Below are 18,329 nucleotides of genomic sequence, written 5' to 3' on the forward strand. Positions count from 1 at the left end.
TTGTCTCGACTGTTCTGCATTCTTCACCCTCCGTTCAGTCGACACTCCCGACTTCCGAACCCACCCTAAATTACCGGAAACCGCGAAAAAAGAAGGCACCGACGCTAATCGGCACCTTCTTCCCTCTCCATTTATGCTTTAAACAAGTACTTCCTCTTTCTTGACTGCGTTCATAACGCTGGCGGCTACGATGTCAGCCACGCCCGGAGTGAAGACATCCGGCATGATGTAGTCTACGTTCAGTTCCTCATCGCTGACGATGCTGGCGATGCCGCGCGCTGCAGCAAGCTGCATTTCGATCGTGATGTCTTTGGCACGGGCATCCAAGGCGCCGCGGAAGATCCCTGGGAATGCCAGCACATTGTTGATTTGGTTCGGGAAGTCGCTGCGGCCGGTGCCGACGATATAGGCGCCGCCTGCTTTCGCTTCATCCGGGAAGATTTCCGGTGTCGGGTTCGCCATCGCGAAGATGACCGGTTTTTCGTTCATGGTTGCGATCCATTCCTTCTTCAGGACGCCCGGCGCGGATACGCCAACGAATACGTCCATCCCGACAACTGCATCCTCCAAAGTGCCGGTCCGGAAGCTACGGTTCGTCACTTTGGAGATTTCCACATGGCGTTCGGCCAATTCAGGATCGGTTTCGGAAATGATGCCGGTGCGATCCACAACCATCAGATTCTTGATGCCAGCAGAAAGGAACATTTGGCTGATGGCGATCCCTGCAGCACCGCCGCCATTGACGACCACTTGAATCTCATCGATTTTTTTGCCTGTCAGGCGCAAGGAATTGTAAAGGGCAGCTAGAACAATGATCGCGGTCCCATGTTGGTCATCATGGAAGACCGGAATGTCCAACATCTCTTTCAAGCGACGTTCGATTTCGAAGCAGCGAGGCGCGCTGATGTCTTCCAGGTTGATCCCGCCGAAAGAAGGTGCGATGGCAGCAACGTGCGAGATGATTTCTTCAACATCCTGCGTATTCAAGGAAATCGGAACGGCATCCACATTCCCGAAGCGTTTGAACAAGGCCGCTTTGCCTTCCATAACCGGAATGGCTGCTTCCGGTCCGATATTGCCCAAACCCAGGACAGCCGATCCATCCGTTACGACGGCAACCAAGTTTTTCTTGGTTGTATAAGTATAAACGGATTCTTTGTTGTTCGCGATTTCCATACAGACAGCAGCGACGCCCGGTGTATAGGCGATGCTCAGATCTTCCATTGTTTCAATCGGCACTTTTGAGATGACCTCCAATTTACCGCCGAATTTTTTGCTGATAGCCAATGCTTTTTCATTTACATTTGTCATAATGAACACACTCTCTTTCTTCTCGTTTTAGTTTTTTGTTTTTATGTAGTTAGAACAGGAAACGCAATAAGGATGTCATGGAAATGACGGTGATGGCTCCACCTAAACGCGTAGCTACTTGGGCAAATGGCATCAGATTCATGCGGTTGGAAGCAGATAGGATGGCGACATCCCCGGTTCCGCCCATGCCGCTTTGGCAAGCCGTTACGATGGCTGCTTCGATCGGGTTCATGTTCATTTTTCCACCGACGAAGAAACCGGTCAGGACTACGGTCAACACGACTGAAATCACGACCACGAAATACTGCCAAGAAAGCATGCCGACGACGTCTTTAAGCGGGATGTACAACAAACCCAAGCCGACCATCAACGGGAAAGTGAAGTTGCCGGAAACGAATTTGTAAAGCTGTTTCGAACCTTTTTCAACATCTTTAGGCAACAGGCTCAAGTATTTGATGCTTGCAGCGATCAGGATCATAAGGACCGGTCCCGGGAAACCCGTAAGTCTTTCCAAAAGTCCGCCTGCGATGAAGAGTGTGCAGGCCGTCAATACACCTGCGCCCATCAATTTGATGTCCAGCGGGCTCTTGTCTTCCTGCATGGCATCGGCCATATCGTCGTCGCCGCCGAATTTGATCAATTGGCCCTTACCGCTTTTCTCAGGATATTTTTCGCCTAGGCGATTCAAAATACCGGAGCAGATGATCGCGAAGAAGTTACCGATGATTGTTGCCGGAATCAATTGTCCTACCAATTCTCCACTAGGGATACCGGTGATAGCGCTGTAGCCTAACGATAACGGCAGGATGCCTTCGCCGATTCCGCCGGCGATGATCGGTGTCACGATGTAGAAAAGCGTATGCTCAAAACCCAGTCCCAACAAAGTTCCGACTGAAGTTCCGACGATCAAAGCAGAGATCATAGCCACTGCCATCGGGATGATCATCCGGATCAAGCCTTGCACCAGAATCTTGCGGTGCATCCCCAGAATACTTCCGCAGACAAGACAAGCGATGTAGAAATACAGGAAGTTTGCTTCCCTCATCAGCATGTTCGCTGCATCTAGCGTATTTTGATTGAATATATTCATGAATACCATGATCGATGGCACCATAAGCGACAGGATGGCCGATCCCCCGAAATTCTTCAATCCCGGGATGCTTGCACCGATCCCTCCCAGTAGCCAACCCAAACTCAAGATGACTGCGAAACCGCCCAGCATGTTGACGGGCAATTCGCCCAGATACGCAGAAGTTATTATAATGGCTGACATCACGAGATAAGTCGGCAACGGAATCGCGCCTACCTTCGCATTCTTAAATCTGTCGAAAACCGTCAACTCTGAAATGCCCGGGAGCTGTTCAAGCTCCAATTCTTTTGTCGTGTCTCTCACTTTCCTTCTCCTCCTTTTGATTAACCGCAATCTTGAAGCGCTTTCTTTAACATGGTTTCATTATGCTACCGCTTACAGAATTAAAATAGATTATTTAATTAATTTAAGTGTTATTCAATTAATTAAATTGAGAACGCCTACTTTTCATTTGGTATAATGGCTGTGTAATAGGAAGGGAACATGGATGAATGATCAAATTGAAGCAAAAATGGAAAAATCAGCGCTTATGGGTGAAGCTCACCCTTATGGTATTGGTGACGGTGGCTCTGACGGTCAGCGTCCTGTACCTGTTGCTGACGAACCGCATCTATGAAGCGACGCAGAAGCAGGAAGAGGAACAGCTCTTGTCCATCGCCGAAATCGTGGCTGCACAGCCGTTGGTGATCCAAACGCTGAGCGACGGAGCCACCAATCCGGAAGTGCAGACCTATGCCAATCAGATAACCGAAACTTACCAGTTGGACTTCGTCGTGGTCATGACGATGGACCGCATCCGCCTGACCCATCCCGATCCGGAAAAGATCAATGCCCCCTTCCAGGGTGGCGATGAAGAAGCCGCCCTTTCGGGACAGGAGACGACTTCAATCGCGCAAGGTACGTTGGGCCAATCATTGCGCGCCTTTGTCCCCGTCTTCAATGCGGAAAACGTGGAAATCGGTGTCGTCGCAATCGGCATAAAGACGACAACGCTCACTTCGATCGCCCAGAAAACGATGCAGCCCTTCTCCGTCAGTTTCGCAGTCAGCCTACTGTTCGGAGCTGCCGCAGCAATTTTCACAGCTTTCCATCTCAAAAACCAAATGTACAACCTGGAGCCCATCGAGATAGCCCGGCTATTGGAAGAACGCAATGCGATGCTGGAGAACACGAAAGATGCCATCATCGTCACTGACAAGGACAACCGAGTCGTCCTTTCCAATCTGGAGGCCAAAAAGTTGTTCCGGCCGCTTTCATCGGATGGAACAACGGAGAATGGAGAGGATGGTGGGGAGGAAGTGGACAAGACCATCATCGGCATGCCCATCCAATCGCTGTTGCCTGTTGCGCAGGACCTAAAGCTGTTGACCGGACAAAACAAAACGACCGACCGGATTTATCATCAGGACGGCGTGGACTATTTGCTTTCAACCGCACCGATAACCGTTGCTAAGAAAGTCATCGGCCAGATCATCCTGATGCGTGATGCCACCGAGCTCTATCTGCTGACGGATCAGTTATTCAACGCGGCCACCTACACCACCACCCTGCAGACACAATCGCATGACTTCCTGAACAAACTGCATGTCATCTACGGTTTGGCGGATCTGGAGGAATATGAGGAACTGAACGACTACTTAAGCAAAATACTCGAACCGGAGCAGGAATTTTCGCATCGCATGATTTTCCTGGTCAAAAATCCCGTCATCGCAGGCTTCCTGATCGGCGAGCGCAGCAAGTTCACAGAGCAGAACTATCCGTTCATGATCGAAGTCTACCCGGATGTGCCGCCGACCACCGATCACACGGCTGTCCAGTGCTGGATCAACATCATCCGTTTCCTGGACCAATTCATTTTGGAAAACCGGTTGGCCGATGACCTGCAGATCCATTTCGGCTTCTGGAACGACCGGTTGGAGACCGTTTACGAAATACAGCTGGAACCCGCCACGAAGGTTCGGCTGACGGAAGAACTGCACGCGCCGGTCATTTCCCAACTGCTGAAAAGAGTGAACGGACAACTGGAAATCGAAAGCAATGAGCGCCGGGTTAAGATTTCTCTGAAGACGGCGTACCGAAAGGAAGGAAACTGATGGTCTATCATGTATTGATTGTGGAGGACGATCCGATGGTGCTGTCCATCAATCGTCGCTATCTGGAGAAAATACCCGGCTTTATCGTATCGGGGACTTGCGGCAGCTTTGATGAGGCCATCCGTTTGACCAGCAAGCATACTTACGATTTGCTGCTGGTCGACGTCAACATCCAAGGGAAGAGCGGCTTGGATCTGATCCGGGCACTGCGGAAACGGGATTACCCAGCCGACCTGATCATGATCACGGCAGCCGGTGAACAGGAAGCGATCCGCATCGGCCTGCAGTGCGGCATCATCGACTACATCCTCAAACCGTTCCAGTTCAAACGCTTCGAGAAGAGCATCGAAGCTTTCATTCAGCGCCAGGAACTGCTCAATACTCGTAAGCCAATTACGCAAAAGCAGTTGGATCAACTCCGATCGCTGGATAATCACCCTGAAGAGAAGGAAGATGACGCCATCGACAAGGGGTTGACCCCTTCGACGCTGACCATGATCATGTCCTGCATCGACCAACAGAAAGGCGATTTCACAGTGAACGACATCACCAGTCTGGCGAATCTTTCCCATGTGTCGGTCCGGAAGTATCTGCGCTATCTGGAGGACAAACAGGTCATCGAAATGCGGCTGGAATACGGGACGGTCGGAAGGCCGACCGCTTTTTACCGGAAAAAATAGGAGAAGCAGCTTCATCGGAGCTGACTGATCGGTTTCAGTCGTCAACTCCGGTGAGCGGATCCTCGCCGGAGTTGATGACTGGATTTCGTCCGGCTCCTCCGGGGAACAAGCCCTCGCAGGAGTTGGCGATCAGGTTTCATTCATCAACTCCGATGAGCAGGCCCTCACCGGAGAAGCCAACCCCAACAGTGGGTACACCACAAAAAAGAGCAGCAGCGAGGCATTTTTGCCTCGCTGCTGCTCTTTTTATTGTCTTGTGCAATGTCCGCATGCGTCAGCAAGCGAACCGGTTAGTCCTTAGACGGACAAATCTTCACCGTTGCTGGCGATGACTTGTTTGTACCAGTCGAAGGATTTTTTCTTCGTACGTTTCAGTGTGCCGTTGCCTTCGTTGTCGCGGTCGACATAGATGAAACCGTAACGTTTCTTCATTTCGCCTGTTCCCGCGCTGACAAGGTCGATACAGCCCCAGCTGGTGTAACCCAACAGATCGATGCCATCCAAGTTTACAGCGTCTTTCATGGCTTCGATATGTGCAGCCATGTAGGCGATGCGGTAATCGTCTTCGACATATCCGTTTTCGTCCGGCACATCGACAGCTCCCAAGCCATTTTCAACGATGAACAATGGTTTTTGGTAGCGATCGTACATCGCATTCATCGTGATGCGTAGTCCCAATGGATCGATCTGCCAGCCCCATTCGCTCGCATCCAAATAAGGATTTTTGACGGATTCAAAAATGTTTCCGCCTGTTTTTGCGTTCACTGCAGGGTCAGCTGAAGCTACGCGTGAAGAATAATAGGAGAAGGAAATGAAATCGACTGTGTTTGCTTTCAGGATTTCTTTGTCGCCTTCCTCCATTTCGATTTTGATGCCTTCGCGCTCCAATTTTTTCAGTGCGTAAGCAGGGTATTCGCCGCGTGATTGCACATCGATGAAGAAGTAGTTTTCACGGTCTTCTTCTTGCGCTTTGAATACGTCTTTAGGATCGCAAGTATATGGATAGTAGTTTCCAGCAGCCAACATACAGCCTACTTGGTTTTCAGGATCCACTTCATGCGCGATGCGGGTAGCGATTGCGCTGGCCACCAACTCGTGATGTGCAGATTGGAATTTGACTTGTTCTTCGTTTTCGCCTTCTTCGAAGTACAGACCGGCACCCATGAATGGCGCGTGCAGGATTACGTTGATTTCATTGAAAGTCAACCAATATTTAACCAGACCTTTGTAGCGGTTGAAAATGGCATGGCATAGATTCTCATAGAATCCGACCATTTTGCGGTTGCGCCAGCCGCCGTACTCTGTGATCAAGTGCATCGGGCAATCGAAATGCGTGATTGTCACTAATGGCTCGATTCCGTATTTATGACACTCTTTGAATAAGTCTTCGTAGAATTTCAGACCTTCTTCGTTCGGCTCTTGCTCGTCGCCGTTAGGGAAGATGCGTGTCCACGCGATTGATAGACGGTATGTTTTGAAGCCCATTTCGCCAAATAGTGCGATGTCTTCTTTATAGCGGTGATACATGTCGATAGCTTCCAACGCAGGATAGAAATGCTCATCGTCAAAATCGAACATTTTCATTTTTCCTGTGATGATGGCCCCTCTGTCCTTGCCGACGGGAACAACGTCAACGTTGGCCAAACCACGTCCGCCTGCGTTGTATCCACCTTCACATTGATTGGCAGCAGTAGCGCCGCCCCATAAAAAGTCTTCTCTTAAAGCCATTTGCCATCCTCCTCGATCTTTTATACATAAAAATTGAATACACTGTTCATTGTCTCCGCTTGCGCAAAGGCTTTTCGTAACCGCTACCATTTTATTGAATCTTTCCGGCATCGGTTACATTAATAATACTAACACTTTTGGATGGACAATGTAAATATTGTTAGACAAGAAGTCGAATTATTGTGGACTCACAGGCAAAATAGAGGCGAGCTTGTTTTTCTCCGGTGAGTGGGCCTGTCGCCGGAGGAGGAGACCAAAAAAGATCATCACCTCTGATTACAGCGGCTTCGCCGGAAGACAGCCGCACGCAATACCGGCTCCTCCGGCCAGCATCCGCTCACCGGAGTTGAGTTACCGGAGCTAGACGATTTCCTCAAATGATAGAGGCGCATCCACATCCCCAAACAAAAAGGCGCCCCTGTTAAAAGCGCCTTACCTATCAAAAATCCTTGCAAGCCTTAATCATTCGAACAGGCTTTCTCCGTTTGTCGCGATGACATCCTTGTACCAATGGAAGGATTTCTTTCTGAAGCGGTTGTAGGTACCATTGCCGAGATCGTCGGCATCCACATATACGAAGCCGTAACGTTTCGTCATCTGGGAAGTCGAAGCGCTGACGATATCGATGCAGCCCCACGAAGTGTACCCCATCAATTCGACGCCGTCCTTGATGGCCAAGTTCATCTGTTCGAAATGGTCGCGGAAATAAGCAATCCGGTAATCGTCCTCTACTGTGCCTTCTTGGGTCAGCACATCGGTCGAGCCGATGCCATTCTCGACGATGAACAAAGGAATGCGATACGTGTCATAAAGATCGATCAGGGAAATGCGCAGCCCGACCGGATCGACTTGCCAGCCCCACTCGGAGGTGTCCAGATATGGATTCTTCACGCCAGTCGTCAGGTTACCGCCGACTTTTTCGCGCTGGGACGCATTTTTCGATACGACCATTGACATGTAATAGCTGAAGGAAAGGAAATCGACCGTGTAATCTTTCAACAGCAGTAGGTCCTCAGAGGTCCTATCAATCTTGAAGCCATTCTCTTCGAAATAGTTCAATACATGCTTCGGATATTCCCCGAAAATCTGCACATCCGCGTAGAAATGATTGTCGCGGTTGGCTTTTTGCGCCATCAGCACCTCATCCGGATCGCAAGTTTCGGCATAGGTCATCGTTTTCGTCAGCATGGCGCCCATTTGCGCCCCCGGGATGATTTCGCGCAACTGCTTGGTCGCTTCCGCACTGGCCACAAACTGGTGGTGCAGCGCTTGGTAGATGGCTTCTTCGGCGGCTTTTTTGTCGGCGTATTTCTCTTCGACCACGCCGACCGTCGTGAACGGATGGCGGAAGACGCTGTCGATTTCGTTGAAGGTGAGCCAGTATGTCACCAGGTCCTTGTACTCGCGGAAGACCGTCTCGCTGAATTTGGTGAAGAAAGCGACGACTTCACGCGAAACCCAACCATCGTAGTTTTCCACCAGATATAGCGGCATTTCATAGTGCGACAGCGTCACCAACGGCTCGATGTTGTGCGCACGTAGCGTTTCCAACAGATCACGGTAATAATCCAAGCCTTTTTGGTTCGGCTCCGCTTCGTTTCCGTTCGGGAAAATCCGCGTCCAGGCGATCGAAACGCGCAGCACCTTGAAGCCCATTTCGCCGAACAAGGCAATATCTTCCTTGTAGCGGTGGAAGAAGTCGATGCCTCTTCTTTTCGGGTAATAAACGACATCATCGGTCTCTTTCGCGACGGCGATGTCCTCCAATGAAACGTGCCATTGCGACTTGTAGTCCTCGACAGAGATGCTTGGTTTGAAACGGGCGACATCGGCTACCGACATGCCCTTTCCGTCAACGTTCCAGGCACCTTCCGCCTGGTTGGCGGCGATGGCGCCGCCCCAGAGAAAATCTTTCGGATAGTAACTTTTCATTATTATGTCCCCTTTTCTGTTGTGGTTATGCTGTGCTTAGATTTTTTCTGTAGCAATTTGGCTTTCATTTTCGATTTCCGTTTCCTCCGCCGCAACCGTCACTTTATTGGCAGCCAAGACGAACGGCATGTACATCACGACACCCAAGGCCATGATCAGCATCTGCACGATGACGCCGTTGATGCCATAGCCAAGGAAAGCACCTACGCCAAGCGGAAGGCCGAACGGCACATCGACCGTGTTTGGCTGCAGGAAGCCAATCTGGTTGAAGAACAGCGCAATCGCCGTTCCAATACTGGATGCGAAGACGAACGGAATCGCAAACACCGGGTTCAATACTAATGGCAGACCGAAAACGACAGGCTCGCTGATCCCGAACAAGCCGGGCATGAAGGATACTTTAGCCACGGCCTTGTGGTCATCCCGCTTGGAAGCGATCAGGATGGCAATCAGCAGCGACAACGTCAATCCGGCTCCGCCAGGAACGATGAAGGACATCCAGAATCCCATTGTGACAGGATTCGTTGCTGGCTCACCGGCTTGGACGGCTGCAATGTTGTTAGCCAAAGCAGCGATCAATAACGGATTGCGGATCGGCGAAATAATCAAGCCGCCATGGATGCCCACTAGCCAAAAGATTTGGCTGACGATGACCAGCAGCATGATGCCGCCTGGGCTTTGGACCAATCTTTCCAACGGTGCCTGCACGATTTTGTAGATAAATTCATTCATGTACATGCCAGTGGTATTCAGGAACAATTGAGCTGCAAGTGCCACGATGATCAAGGTCACAAAAATCGGCAACAGCACGTTGAAGGAAGCAACGATTCCACCCGGAACGCTCGGCGGCATTTTGATGCGCAAAGCATTCACATTGGATAATTTCGTGAACAGTTCGACGACCAAGATCGTCAAGATCATGCCGATGAACAGGCCGGACGCGTTGGTGCTGGTGGCCGGCAAACCTTTGACGGCCTGCTGCACCCCATCGACTGTGGTGGTGAAGAATTGCGGAACTACAATGACGTATGCGATCAATGCGACCGCGCTTGTAATCAACGGGTTCGTATTATTGCTTTTTGCAAGATTAGAAGCTAAAAATAAAGGAATGAGCAGGGACATGATGTCCATCGTTGCGAAATTGATCGTGCTGAATGCCGGTGCCAACGCGGTCAGGAAGCTGAACGGCGCGAATTGGGCAAGTCCGGTCGTCGGGCTCGTCAGCAGCACATTGAAAAGCAATGCGAACGAACCGATGATGATGAAAGGCATGTAGGCGGTGAATGCATCCTTGATGGCGCGGAGATATTTGTTCCCCTCGACCTTTTCGGCGACGACATCGATCCCTGAGCTAAGTTTGTCCATGAAACTCATTTAAAATTCCTCCTTCAACTGTTCCAAGCTGTCTTACTTATGATCAACCTGTCCTATTCGAACAGGCTTTCTCCGTTTGTCGCGATGACTTCCTTGTACCAATAGAAACTATCCTTCTTGAGGCGCTTCAGCGAGCCGTTGCCTGCATTATCCTTGTCGACGTATACGAAGCCGTAGCGCTTCTTCATCTCGCCGGTGCCGGCGCTCACGATATCGATCGGTCCCCAATAGGTGTAACCCATGATCGGAACGCCGTCCTTCACTGCCTCGGCCATTTCGACCAGATGTTTCTTGGTGTAATCGATGCGGTAGTCATCATGGATCTTGTTGTCCTCCGTCACCTCATCGTTGCTGCCCATGCCGTTCTCCACGATGAACAGAGGTTTTTGATAACGATCATACAGTTCATTGCAGACATAACGCAGTCCCAGCGGATCGATTTGCCAACCCCAAGGCGTTTCATCCAGGTACGGATTCTTCTCGCCGATGATGCCGCCCGTGTTGCCCAGGATTTTCATGCCGTCTTTGTAGGTCGTGCTGCGGTAATAGCTGAAGCCAAGGTACTCACTCGGATAAGCAGCGATTTCTGCCAGATCGTTTTCGCCCATCTCGAGTTGGATCCCGAACTCTTCGAAAATGCGGTCGGCGTAGGACGGGTATTTCCCTCTCAGCATCACATCGCCGAAGAACAAGGAGCGTCTTCGCAACGACATCGCCCCGAAGATGTCCTCCGGTTTGCAGGTGTTCGGATAGACCGCGCTCAAGGAAAGCATGCAGCCGATCTGCGCTTCCGGCATAATTTCGTGGCAGTGCTTATTGACCCTTGCACTGGCGACGAACATGTTGTGGGAAGCCTGATAGATGACGCGCAGTTTCTCTTTTTCATCCGTCTCATCCAGAATTACGGCGCCTGCCGCAAATGGAATCGTGTGCATGTTGTTGATTTCATTGAAAGTCATCCAGTAGCTGACTTTGTCTTTGTAGCGTTCGAACACGGTATTGCAATATTTCTCGAACAGCCCGATCAGTTCTCGACTTTCCCAGCCATTGTATTTCTCTGTCAAAGCATACGGCGTTTCGTAATGCGACAAAGTGACGACCGGCTCCATGCCGCGTTTCAGCATCTCCGCAAACAGGTCATCATAGAACTGCAGCCCTTTTTCGTTCGGTTCCTCTTCTTCTCCAGTCGGAAAGATGCGCGCCCAAGAAATCGATGTCCGGAAAGCTTTAAAGCCCATTTCTTCCATATACTGCAGATCTTCTCCGTATCGGTGGTAAAAATCAATTGCTTCATGGCTCGGATAATATTTATCAGAATCTATCGCTTTATCCGGCTCGGTCAGGAATCCATTCGTCAATACATCGGAGATGGCCAAACCTTTGCCTTCTTCCAGATAAGCGCCTTCCGCTTGATTCGCAGCAATCGCTCCACCCCATAAAAAACCTTTTGGAAATCTACTCATTTTTTTCCTCCTCTAAAGCCTTTATTAATGCTATCATAACCATTAAGAGAACCGGCGTATATACTTCCGGACGCATTAGGAAAGCGGTTACAAAATTTGTTTTTATCCTGCCGTTTGCGTGTAACGGCATTACGGATCGTATGATATTAAATGAGGTGAACAGCAGAATGGACTTGCAGACGAAGCTTGCTTCGGAATCTTTTTCCGGAACGGAAAAAGCAGTAGTAGAGTATTTCATCAATCATTTTGACAGCGTCGTCGATATGACGACTTTACAGGTGGCAAAGCATACTTTTACGTCGAACGCCACCGTCGTCCGGGTCTGCCAAAAGCTCGGATACAAAGGATTCAATGATTTCAAACTCAAGTACCTGACGGAACAGAAATCGGACTCCCACTCGGCCCAAAAATTGGACGCCAATTTTCCGATCCAAAGCGGGGATAAAGTGCAGAAGATTGCAACCAACATTGCAGCATTGAAGGAAGCCGCCATCGCGGAAACAAAAAGCCTTTTGGATTACAACCAGTTGGAGAATGCAATCGCACTCTTGGATGAGGCCGAAACGATCAATGTCTACTGCTCCCATTCGACGATCGCCCATGCCAAGGAATTCCAATACCACTGCATGCGCATCGGCAAACGCGTGATCGTCGCCAGCGGTCCAGGCGAACAAGACTATTATGCCAGCCGTTCCAATGAAGAAAATGTGGCGATCCTGCTGTCCTATACCGGCGAAACCCGCGAAACGATAGGCGATGCCAAACTTTGCCGTTACGGCGGAACTAAGACGATCTCCATCACATCATTCGGCCAGAACAGTCTCAGCGAGGCTTGCGACTACAATTTCTTTATCCCGCCTTGGGAAAAGTACTATTCAAAAATCGGTCAGTTCGCTTCTTCCGCGGGTTTCAGCTATATCCTCGATCTTTTCTACAGCGGCATCTTCGAAAAAGATTACTTAGCCAACTACGAATACATGCTGGAGCATACCGGTCGGTTGAGCATGGTTCAGATCAACAAGAAGATGGGCGATATTTAGACGAGGCTTGATGGTTATCGTTTGCATAATTTTTGGTGTGTTATATACTGATGTCAGAAGGAAATGTTGGTATTGTACACATTGAGGTAGGTCCTTGGTAAGCAATCGTTTGTCTTGATGTCCGCTGGCAGTGTTCGCGTTGCCGCATGAAGAAGGAGGAACCAAGAATGGGAAAATTTTCTAGTTTCGTCAAAGGGATTATGATTGGCGGAGGAATCGCCCTACTATTGTCACCTAAGCCAGGAAAAGAAATTCGCAAAGATTTGGCCGACAAAGCCGATGAGACCTTGGACAAGGTGATGGACTACACCGATAAAGCCAAGGAAACTGCAAAAGAAGCCGTCGATCAAGCCAAAGAAATGGCCCAAGAAACGACAGACACGGTGAAGCAACAATTCGCCTCGAAGGCTGCTGAAGTTGAGGAAAAATTAGATGCCGAAACGGAAGCGCCCGTGACCGAGTCGGACGAACTCGATCCGATTGAGGAAGCAATGAAGACATTGTGAGTATATATAAATAGAGTGGAACAGGCATCCTTTCCGGATGGCTTTTCCACTCTATTTTTTAGCTTATTTCCGCTCTATTGAACTTTTTCTGCCACAGCAGTTTGCACTAAGCGTTCCTGCCATTGCGACTGTCTGCCATTTAGTACATCATCGATTCCGACGGCTGCATGGTAGCCCATCAGATCTAGCGCTTCATGCGTGATGATGGCGTTATGCGGTGTCATGATCAGGTTATCCAATTCGAAGAAAGGATGACCCTGCGCGATCGGCTCCTCCTGAAAGACATCCAGGGCGGCCCCATTGATGACGCCGCTCTTCAAGGCTTCATGGAGCGCCTCCTCGTTGATGAGTTCTCCGCGGGCGCAATTGATCAGGTAAGCGTTCGGTTTCATCAAGCGCAGCGTTTCCTTATTGATCATCTCTGTTGTTTCCGCTGTGACAGGGACATGCAGGGAAACGAAGTCGGATTTTGCTAAAACTTCCGTCCCGTAAAATAATAATATACCGCTTACAGCTACTTTTTGTTGTTCCGCAAAACAAAAAGCAGTGCGGCTTTACAGAAGGTATCTCAAAACTTAAAATGATTTCGAATACTTGATGCCGGTCAAGTTCTTTCCGGCGCATTCCGCTTATACTATAGTCATACCAGACAAATAGGAGGAATGAATCATGAGCCAAGCCGTTATCCAATTAGGACCCGTCACTTGCCCATCCTGCATCAAGAAAATCGAATCCGCCGTCAGCAAAATCGAGGGGGTCGAAACTGTCAAAGTGTTGTTCAACTCAAGCAAAGTCAAAGCCGCATTCGACGGCACCAAGACTTCAGCGAACGACATCAGTGAAACGATCCAAAAATTGGGCTACGAAGTCCAATCGGTCAAAGAATCCTAGCTTTTTTAGTAGGGGGCTATCTCATTTTTCGAGGCGTCCCCTGCTTTTTTATTTTTCGAGGGTTTCCGAAAACATGGATTCCTGATAGTTATTCATCTTTTCATCCAGATTCGGGCCATAACCATGGATTCCTGATAGTTATTCATCTTTTCCGCGCCCACCACATCACTCCCGCAAATTCAATTATTCCTGAACCGAGGGATATCAGTTGCTTTCGAAAAATAAGCGTGCTATCATAAAAACACAAATGAAAATAAGTTGTGCGATGAAGAGAAGAAGTACCTTTCAAGGTCATCAAAGAGAGCCTCAGTCGGTGAAAAGAGGCATGGTCAGGAAAGCGAAAATGCGTCTCGGAGCAAAATGATGCGTTAGTGTCATTTCGGTTTGTACCCGATAGCGTACAGAAGTATGGCTGATTTTGCGTACTTCATAAGGCACAATCCGCGAGGTTCGTGCGAATAAGGGTGGATCACGAAGAGCTTTCGTCCCTGTACTCCAAGCTTTTGGAGTATAGGGACGAGGGCTTTTTTACGTTCTCGGGATAGATAAATTAAAGGAGGAGTTCAAATGGACATCATTTCCATTGTCATTATTTTAGCCGTATTTGCGGCATTGCTTTTCGCACTTTATCGTTTGGGCGCCAAACACGTCAAGTTCTCAAAACGTGTTTTCATCGCGCTGGCTTTGGGGGTTATCTTCGGGGCTGCCATCCAGCTGCTATTCGCATCGGACAGCACAATAACAATCACTGCCATCGACTGGATCAACATCGTCGGTAACGGTTACGTCCGCTTCCTACAGATGCTGATTATCCCCTTGATTTTCGTGTCGATTGTGGGCGCGTTTACCCGCATTGAAGAAACCAAAAATCTGGGCAAAATCAGCGGATCCGTGCTCGGCACTTTGCTGGGTACAACCGCCATCGCTGCCCTTATCGGGTGGGCATCCGTCATCCTCTTCAATCTTGACGGCGCGCAATTCACGCAAGGTTCCGCTGAAACCGCAAGGATCGAAGCCTTGACTACCCAACAGACGCAAGTCGCTGACTTGACGATCCCTGGCCAAGTACTCAGCTTCATACCGACCAACATCTTCCAGGATCTGGCCGGTCTGCGCAGCACAAGTACGATTGCCGTCGTGGTCTTTTCCGCTTTCGTCGGGATCGCCTATATGGGCATCAAGAAAAAACAGCCCGAAAATGCTGCTTTGTTCAATAAAGGACTGCAAGTCATCCAATCAATCGTAATGCGTATCGTTACCTTGGTCCTTCGCTTGACTCCTTACGGAATCTTGGCCTTGATGACCAAAATGATGGCGACATCCAGCTACCAAGCCATCGTCAACTTGGGACTGTTCGTGGTCGCTTCCTATGCCGCTTTGCTTGTCGTCCTGCTGGTGCACAGCTTGATTCTCGCAGCAGTCGGCGTCAATCCGATTACCTACTTCAAAAAAGCCTTCCCGGTATTGAGCTTCGCATTCACTGCCCGTTCCAGCGCCGGCGCACTGCCTTTGAACGTTGAAACGCAGACGAAAGCCTTGGGTGTCGATGATGCCTCTGCCAACTTTGCTGCCAGTTTCGGCTTGTCCATCGGTCAGAACGGTTGCGCGGGCGTCTACCCTGCTATGTTGGCGACCATCGTCGCTCCAACTTTGGGCATTGATGTTACCAGTATCGGCTTTGTCTTGACGCTCATCCTGGTCGTGACAATCAGTTCCTTCGGTGTTGCCGGTGTCGGCGGCGGTGCGACTTTCGCCGCTTTGATAGTTCTGGGCGCGCTGAACTTGCCTGTCACAATCGCCGGACTGGTCATCTCGGTAGAACCGGTCATCGATATGATGCGTACCTTGACGAACGTGAACGACAGCATGCTAGCGGGCGTCGTTTCCTCCCGCAACATCGGGGAATTCGACTCCTCCATCCTGAACGACGACGCTGCCGTTGTTGATGGGGATGCGATTTAGTTTTTACTTCTATATATAATTCTCTGTCCTGGCGAAGGGCTCGGCTGTCTGCAATTTGCAGGCAGCTTTTTTTGTGTTCGGATGCCAACGAGCGGTGGCGTCAGTCAGGGCAATGGCTGCGCTCCTCCGGCGAGGCTCCTCAAACCGGAGAACAGTGGTAATGTGCAGGCTCTTCTCCTGCGAGCAGGTTCTCGTCGGAGCACAGCCCCCAACCAGTCGCACAACTCCGACGAGCGCCTCTTTACCGGAGCTGCGACCGCTCACCCGCGCGAAGAAACCCTCGCGTATTTTCCGCATCCAAAGCTTGACCCCCATCAAGTCGTTTTCCTCTTTTATGGCGTATGATTAGGCTATAGGAAATACAAGAGGAGGTCATTTACATGATCAAATGGATCCACAAATACAAAAACCGCATAACCGCACTCTCAGGAATCCTGATTGCGCTCGGCTTCATCCTGAAAACACTCGGATATGCTGCAGTTGCTGACTACGCCCTCATCGCAGCGACGCTCATCGCGGTGGTGCCGATCATGCACAAAGCCTATCTGGCGCTGCGGATGAAAGCTTTCAGCATCGAGTTGCTGGTGACGATCGCGGTCATCGGCGCGCTGTTCATCCGCGAATATACGGAGTCTTCCGTTGTGACTTTTCTGTTTCTGTTCGGTGATTTCTTGGAAGCACGCACCTTGGAAAAGACCCGCTCTTCTCTGCGCTCCTTGATTGACATGGCGCCTCAGGAAGCAACCGTCATGCATGGCACCGATCAAGTCATCGTGCCGGTCGAGGAAGTTGCTGTCGGGGATCGGCTGTTCATCAAACCAGGCGGCAAGATTCCGGTTGACGGCATCATCGTGAAAGGTCAGGCAGCCATCAACGAGGCCGCTGTGACGGGTGAAGCGATCCCGGCCTATAAATCCTTGGACGACAAAGTCTTTTCGGGGACATTGGTGGACGACGGCTTCATCGAAATGATTGCGGAAAAGGTCGGCGCTGACACAACTTTCGCAAAAATCATCGAATTAGTCGAAGAGGCGCAGGAATCCAAATCCAAGGCCGAACGTTTCCTCGATGCCTTCGCCAACTTCTACACGCCAGCCATTGTGGTGCTTTCCGTCATCGTTTACGTTTGGACGCGTGACTTGCATCTTGCCATCACTTTTCTTGTAATCGCCTGCCCTGGTGCGCTCGTAATTGGCGCTCCGGTATCGAACGTGGCCGGCATCGGTAACGGCGCTAAATACGGCGTGCTCGTGAAAGGCGGCGAAGTCATGGATCGTTTTTCCAAAGTCGATACGCTCGTTTTCGACAAGACCGGCACGCTGACGAAAGGCAAGCCGGAAGTGACCGACATCCATATCGTTAGTGCCATCGATCGCCAGGAACTGCTGCAGCTGACGGCTTCGGCGGAGCGCATTTCCGAACATCACCTCGGACAGACAATCGTGAAATACGCACATCAACACGGCCTGGACACTGCTACGCCGAAAGATGCGGAAGTCATCAAAGGCCACGGATTGAAAGCCACAATTGACAACCGTCATCTCGTCGCCGGCAACCGCAAACTGATGGCAAAGTCCGGAATCTCGATAAATGAAGCGGCGGAAGGCTATGCAGTCGCACGTGAAAAAACCGGTAATACCGTTGTTTTCGCAGCCATTAACGGTAAGCTTGCCGGGCTCTTTTCCATTGCCGATCAGATCCGTGAGGATGCACCGCAGGCTTTGGCCGAAATGCGCCGTAACGGCATCAAACAGATCATCATGCTGACGGGTGACAACCGCCATACCGCTCAAGCTGTCGCCGAACAATTGGGGTTGGACGCCTTCCACGCCGAGCTGTTGCCGGAGGACAAAGTGCGTTTCGTCAAACAACTGCAGGCAGATGGTGCTGTCGTGGCGATGGCCGGGGACGGCATCAACGATGCACCTGCCATCGCGACCGCCGACATCGGCTTGGCGATGGGCGAAGGCGGGACCGACATCTCGATGGAGACGGCCGACGTTGTACTGATGGCCGATAAGCTGATGCAGTTTTCACATGCTTACTCGCTGTCAAAGGCAACCATGCGAAATATGAAACAGAACATCGCCATTGCGGTAGCCGTCGTCATCTTCCTTTTGGCGGGCGTGCTGCTGGGATCCGTCCATCTCGCCAGCGGCATGTTCATCCATGAAGCCAGCATCCTAGCAGTCATCCTGAACGCCATGCGCCTGATCGGATTCGGCCGGAAAAATACTGCCGCATCAAACTAAAATTCGC

14 protein-coding genes are annotated in these 18,329 nt (G+C 50.4%); 7 read left to right on the forward strand and 7 right to left on the reverse strand.

The features are described 5' to 3' along the window. Positions 1–138: 138 nt before the first annotated feature. Together AC0J5I_RS03720 and AC0J5I_RS03725 are read right to left on the reverse strand one after the other, a co-directional pair. Entirely contained in the window at positions 139–1,311 is a 1,173-nt protein-coding gene (locus AC0J5I_RS03720; RefSeq protein ID WP_107996064.1) for an NAD(P)-dependent malic enzyme, read from the reverse strand. A 49-nt stretch (positions 1,312–1,360) separates the two neighbouring features. After that, positions 1,361–2,659, reverse strand: a complete 1,299-nt coding sequence (locus tag AC0J5I_RS03725; RefSeq protein WP_475305501.1) for a 2-hydroxycarboxylate transporter family protein — start codon at positions 2,657–2,659, stop codon at positions 1,361–1,363. Positions 2,660–2,892: 233 nt separating this feature from the next. Here AC0J5I_RS03725 and AC0J5I_RS03730 point away from each other — a divergent pair, with 233 nt between their 5' ends. Further along, positions 2,893–4,494 (forward strand): Spo0B domain-containing protein, encoded by a 1,602-nt coding sequence (locus tag AC0J5I_RS03730; protein ID WP_475303857.1) that lies wholly within the window; start codon positions 2,893–2,895, stop codon positions 4,492–4,494. Beyond that, positions 4,494–5,174 carry a response regulator gene (locus tag AC0J5I_RS03735; RefSeq protein WP_475303861.1) on the forward strand — a complete coding sequence of 227 codons (681 nt, stop codon included), beginning with the start codon at positions 4,494–4,496 and terminating at the stop codon, positions 5,172–5,174. Before AC0J5I_RS03730 ends, AC0J5I_RS03735 begins: the two co-directional genes overlap by 1 nt. A gap of 297 nt (positions 5,175–5,471) precedes the next feature. On the opposite strand, the gene AC0J5I_RS03740 is transcribed toward AC0J5I_RS03735, so the two are convergent. The 4 genes from AC0J5I_RS03740 to AC0J5I_RS03755 form a co-directional block, all read right to left on the reverse strand. Next, positions 5,472–6,902 (reverse strand): 6-phospho-beta-glucosidase, encoded by a 1,431-nt coding sequence (locus tag AC0J5I_RS03740; protein WP_107996062.1) that lies wholly within the window; start codon positions 6,900–6,902, stop codon positions 5,472–5,474. A gap of 462 nt (positions 6,903–7,364) precedes the next feature. Beyond that, a complete protein-coding gene (locus AC0J5I_RS03745) occupies positions 7,365–8,837 on the reverse strand; it encodes a glycoside hydrolase family 1 protein (RefSeq protein WP_475305505.1) in 1,473 nt (490 codons plus the stop codon). Positions 8,838–8,870: 33 nt separating this feature from the next. Further along, a complete protein-coding gene (locus tag AC0J5I_RS03750) occupies positions 8,871–10,208 on the reverse strand; it encodes a PTS sugar transporter subunit IIC (RefSeq protein WP_475303865.1) in 1,338 nt (445 codons plus the stop codon). Positions 10,209–10,261: 53 nt separating this feature from the next. Beyond that, positions 10,262–11,671: a glycoside hydrolase family 1 protein gene (locus tag AC0J5I_RS03755; RefSeq protein ID WP_475303868.1), complete on the reverse strand. Its 1,410-nt coding sequence runs from the start codon at positions 11,669–11,671 to the stop codon at positions 10,262–10,264. Positions 11,672–11,838: 167 nt separating this feature from the next. Here AC0J5I_RS03755 and AC0J5I_RS03760 point away from each other — a divergent pair, with 167 nt between their 5' ends. Next, a complete protein-coding gene (locus AC0J5I_RS03760; RefSeq protein ID WP_475303872.1) occupies positions 11,839–12,711 on the forward strand; it encodes a MurR/RpiR family transcriptional regulator in 873 nt (290 codons plus the stop codon). 167 nt (positions 12,712–12,878) lie between these two features. Further along, positions 12,879–13,217, forward strand: a complete 339-nt coding sequence (locus tag AC0J5I_RS03765) for a YtxH domain-containing protein (RefSeq protein WP_159072204.1) — start codon at positions 12,879–12,881, stop codon at positions 13,215–13,217. 74 nt (positions 13,218–13,291) lie between these two features. On the opposite strand, the gene AC0J5I_RS03770 is transcribed toward AC0J5I_RS03765, so the two are convergent. After that, on the reverse strand, positions 13,292–13,720 hold the full coding sequence (locus AC0J5I_RS03770; RefSeq protein ID WP_107996055.1) for an NAD(P)-dependent oxidoreductase: 429 nt from the start codon (positions 13,718–13,720) through the stop codon (positions 13,292–13,294). A 166-nt stretch (positions 13,721–13,886) separates the two neighbouring features. Between AC0J5I_RS03770 and AC0J5I_RS03775 the strand changes: the two genes are divergently transcribed. The 3 genes from AC0J5I_RS03775 to AC0J5I_RS03785 all read left to right on the forward strand — a co-directional run bounded on the left by AC0J5I_RS03775 (position 13,887) and on the right by AC0J5I_RS03785 (position 18,322). Then, positions 13,887–14,108 carry a heavy-metal-associated domain-containing protein gene (locus AC0J5I_RS03775; RefSeq protein ID WP_107996054.1) on the forward strand — a complete coding sequence of 74 codons (222 nt, stop codon included), beginning with the start codon at positions 13,887–13,889 and terminating at the stop codon, positions 14,106–14,108. A 567-nt stretch (positions 14,109–14,675) separates the two neighbouring features. Beyond that, entirely contained in the window at positions 14,676–16,070 is a 1,395-nt protein-coding gene (locus tag AC0J5I_RS03780) for an L-cystine transporter (RefSeq protein WP_107996053.1), read from the forward strand. Positions 16,071–16,450: 380 nt separating this feature from the next. Beyond that, the gene (locus AC0J5I_RS03785; RefSeq protein WP_475303880.1) at positions 16,451–18,322 is read left to right on the forward strand and encodes a heavy metal translocating P-type ATPase; all 1,872 of its coding nucleotides are present in this window, start codon (positions 16,451–16,453) and stop codon (positions 18,320–18,322) included. Positions 18,323–18,329 lie beyond the last annotated feature (7 nt).

It is taken from the genome of Trichococcus sp. TS_SC_9, assembly GCF_056156325.1.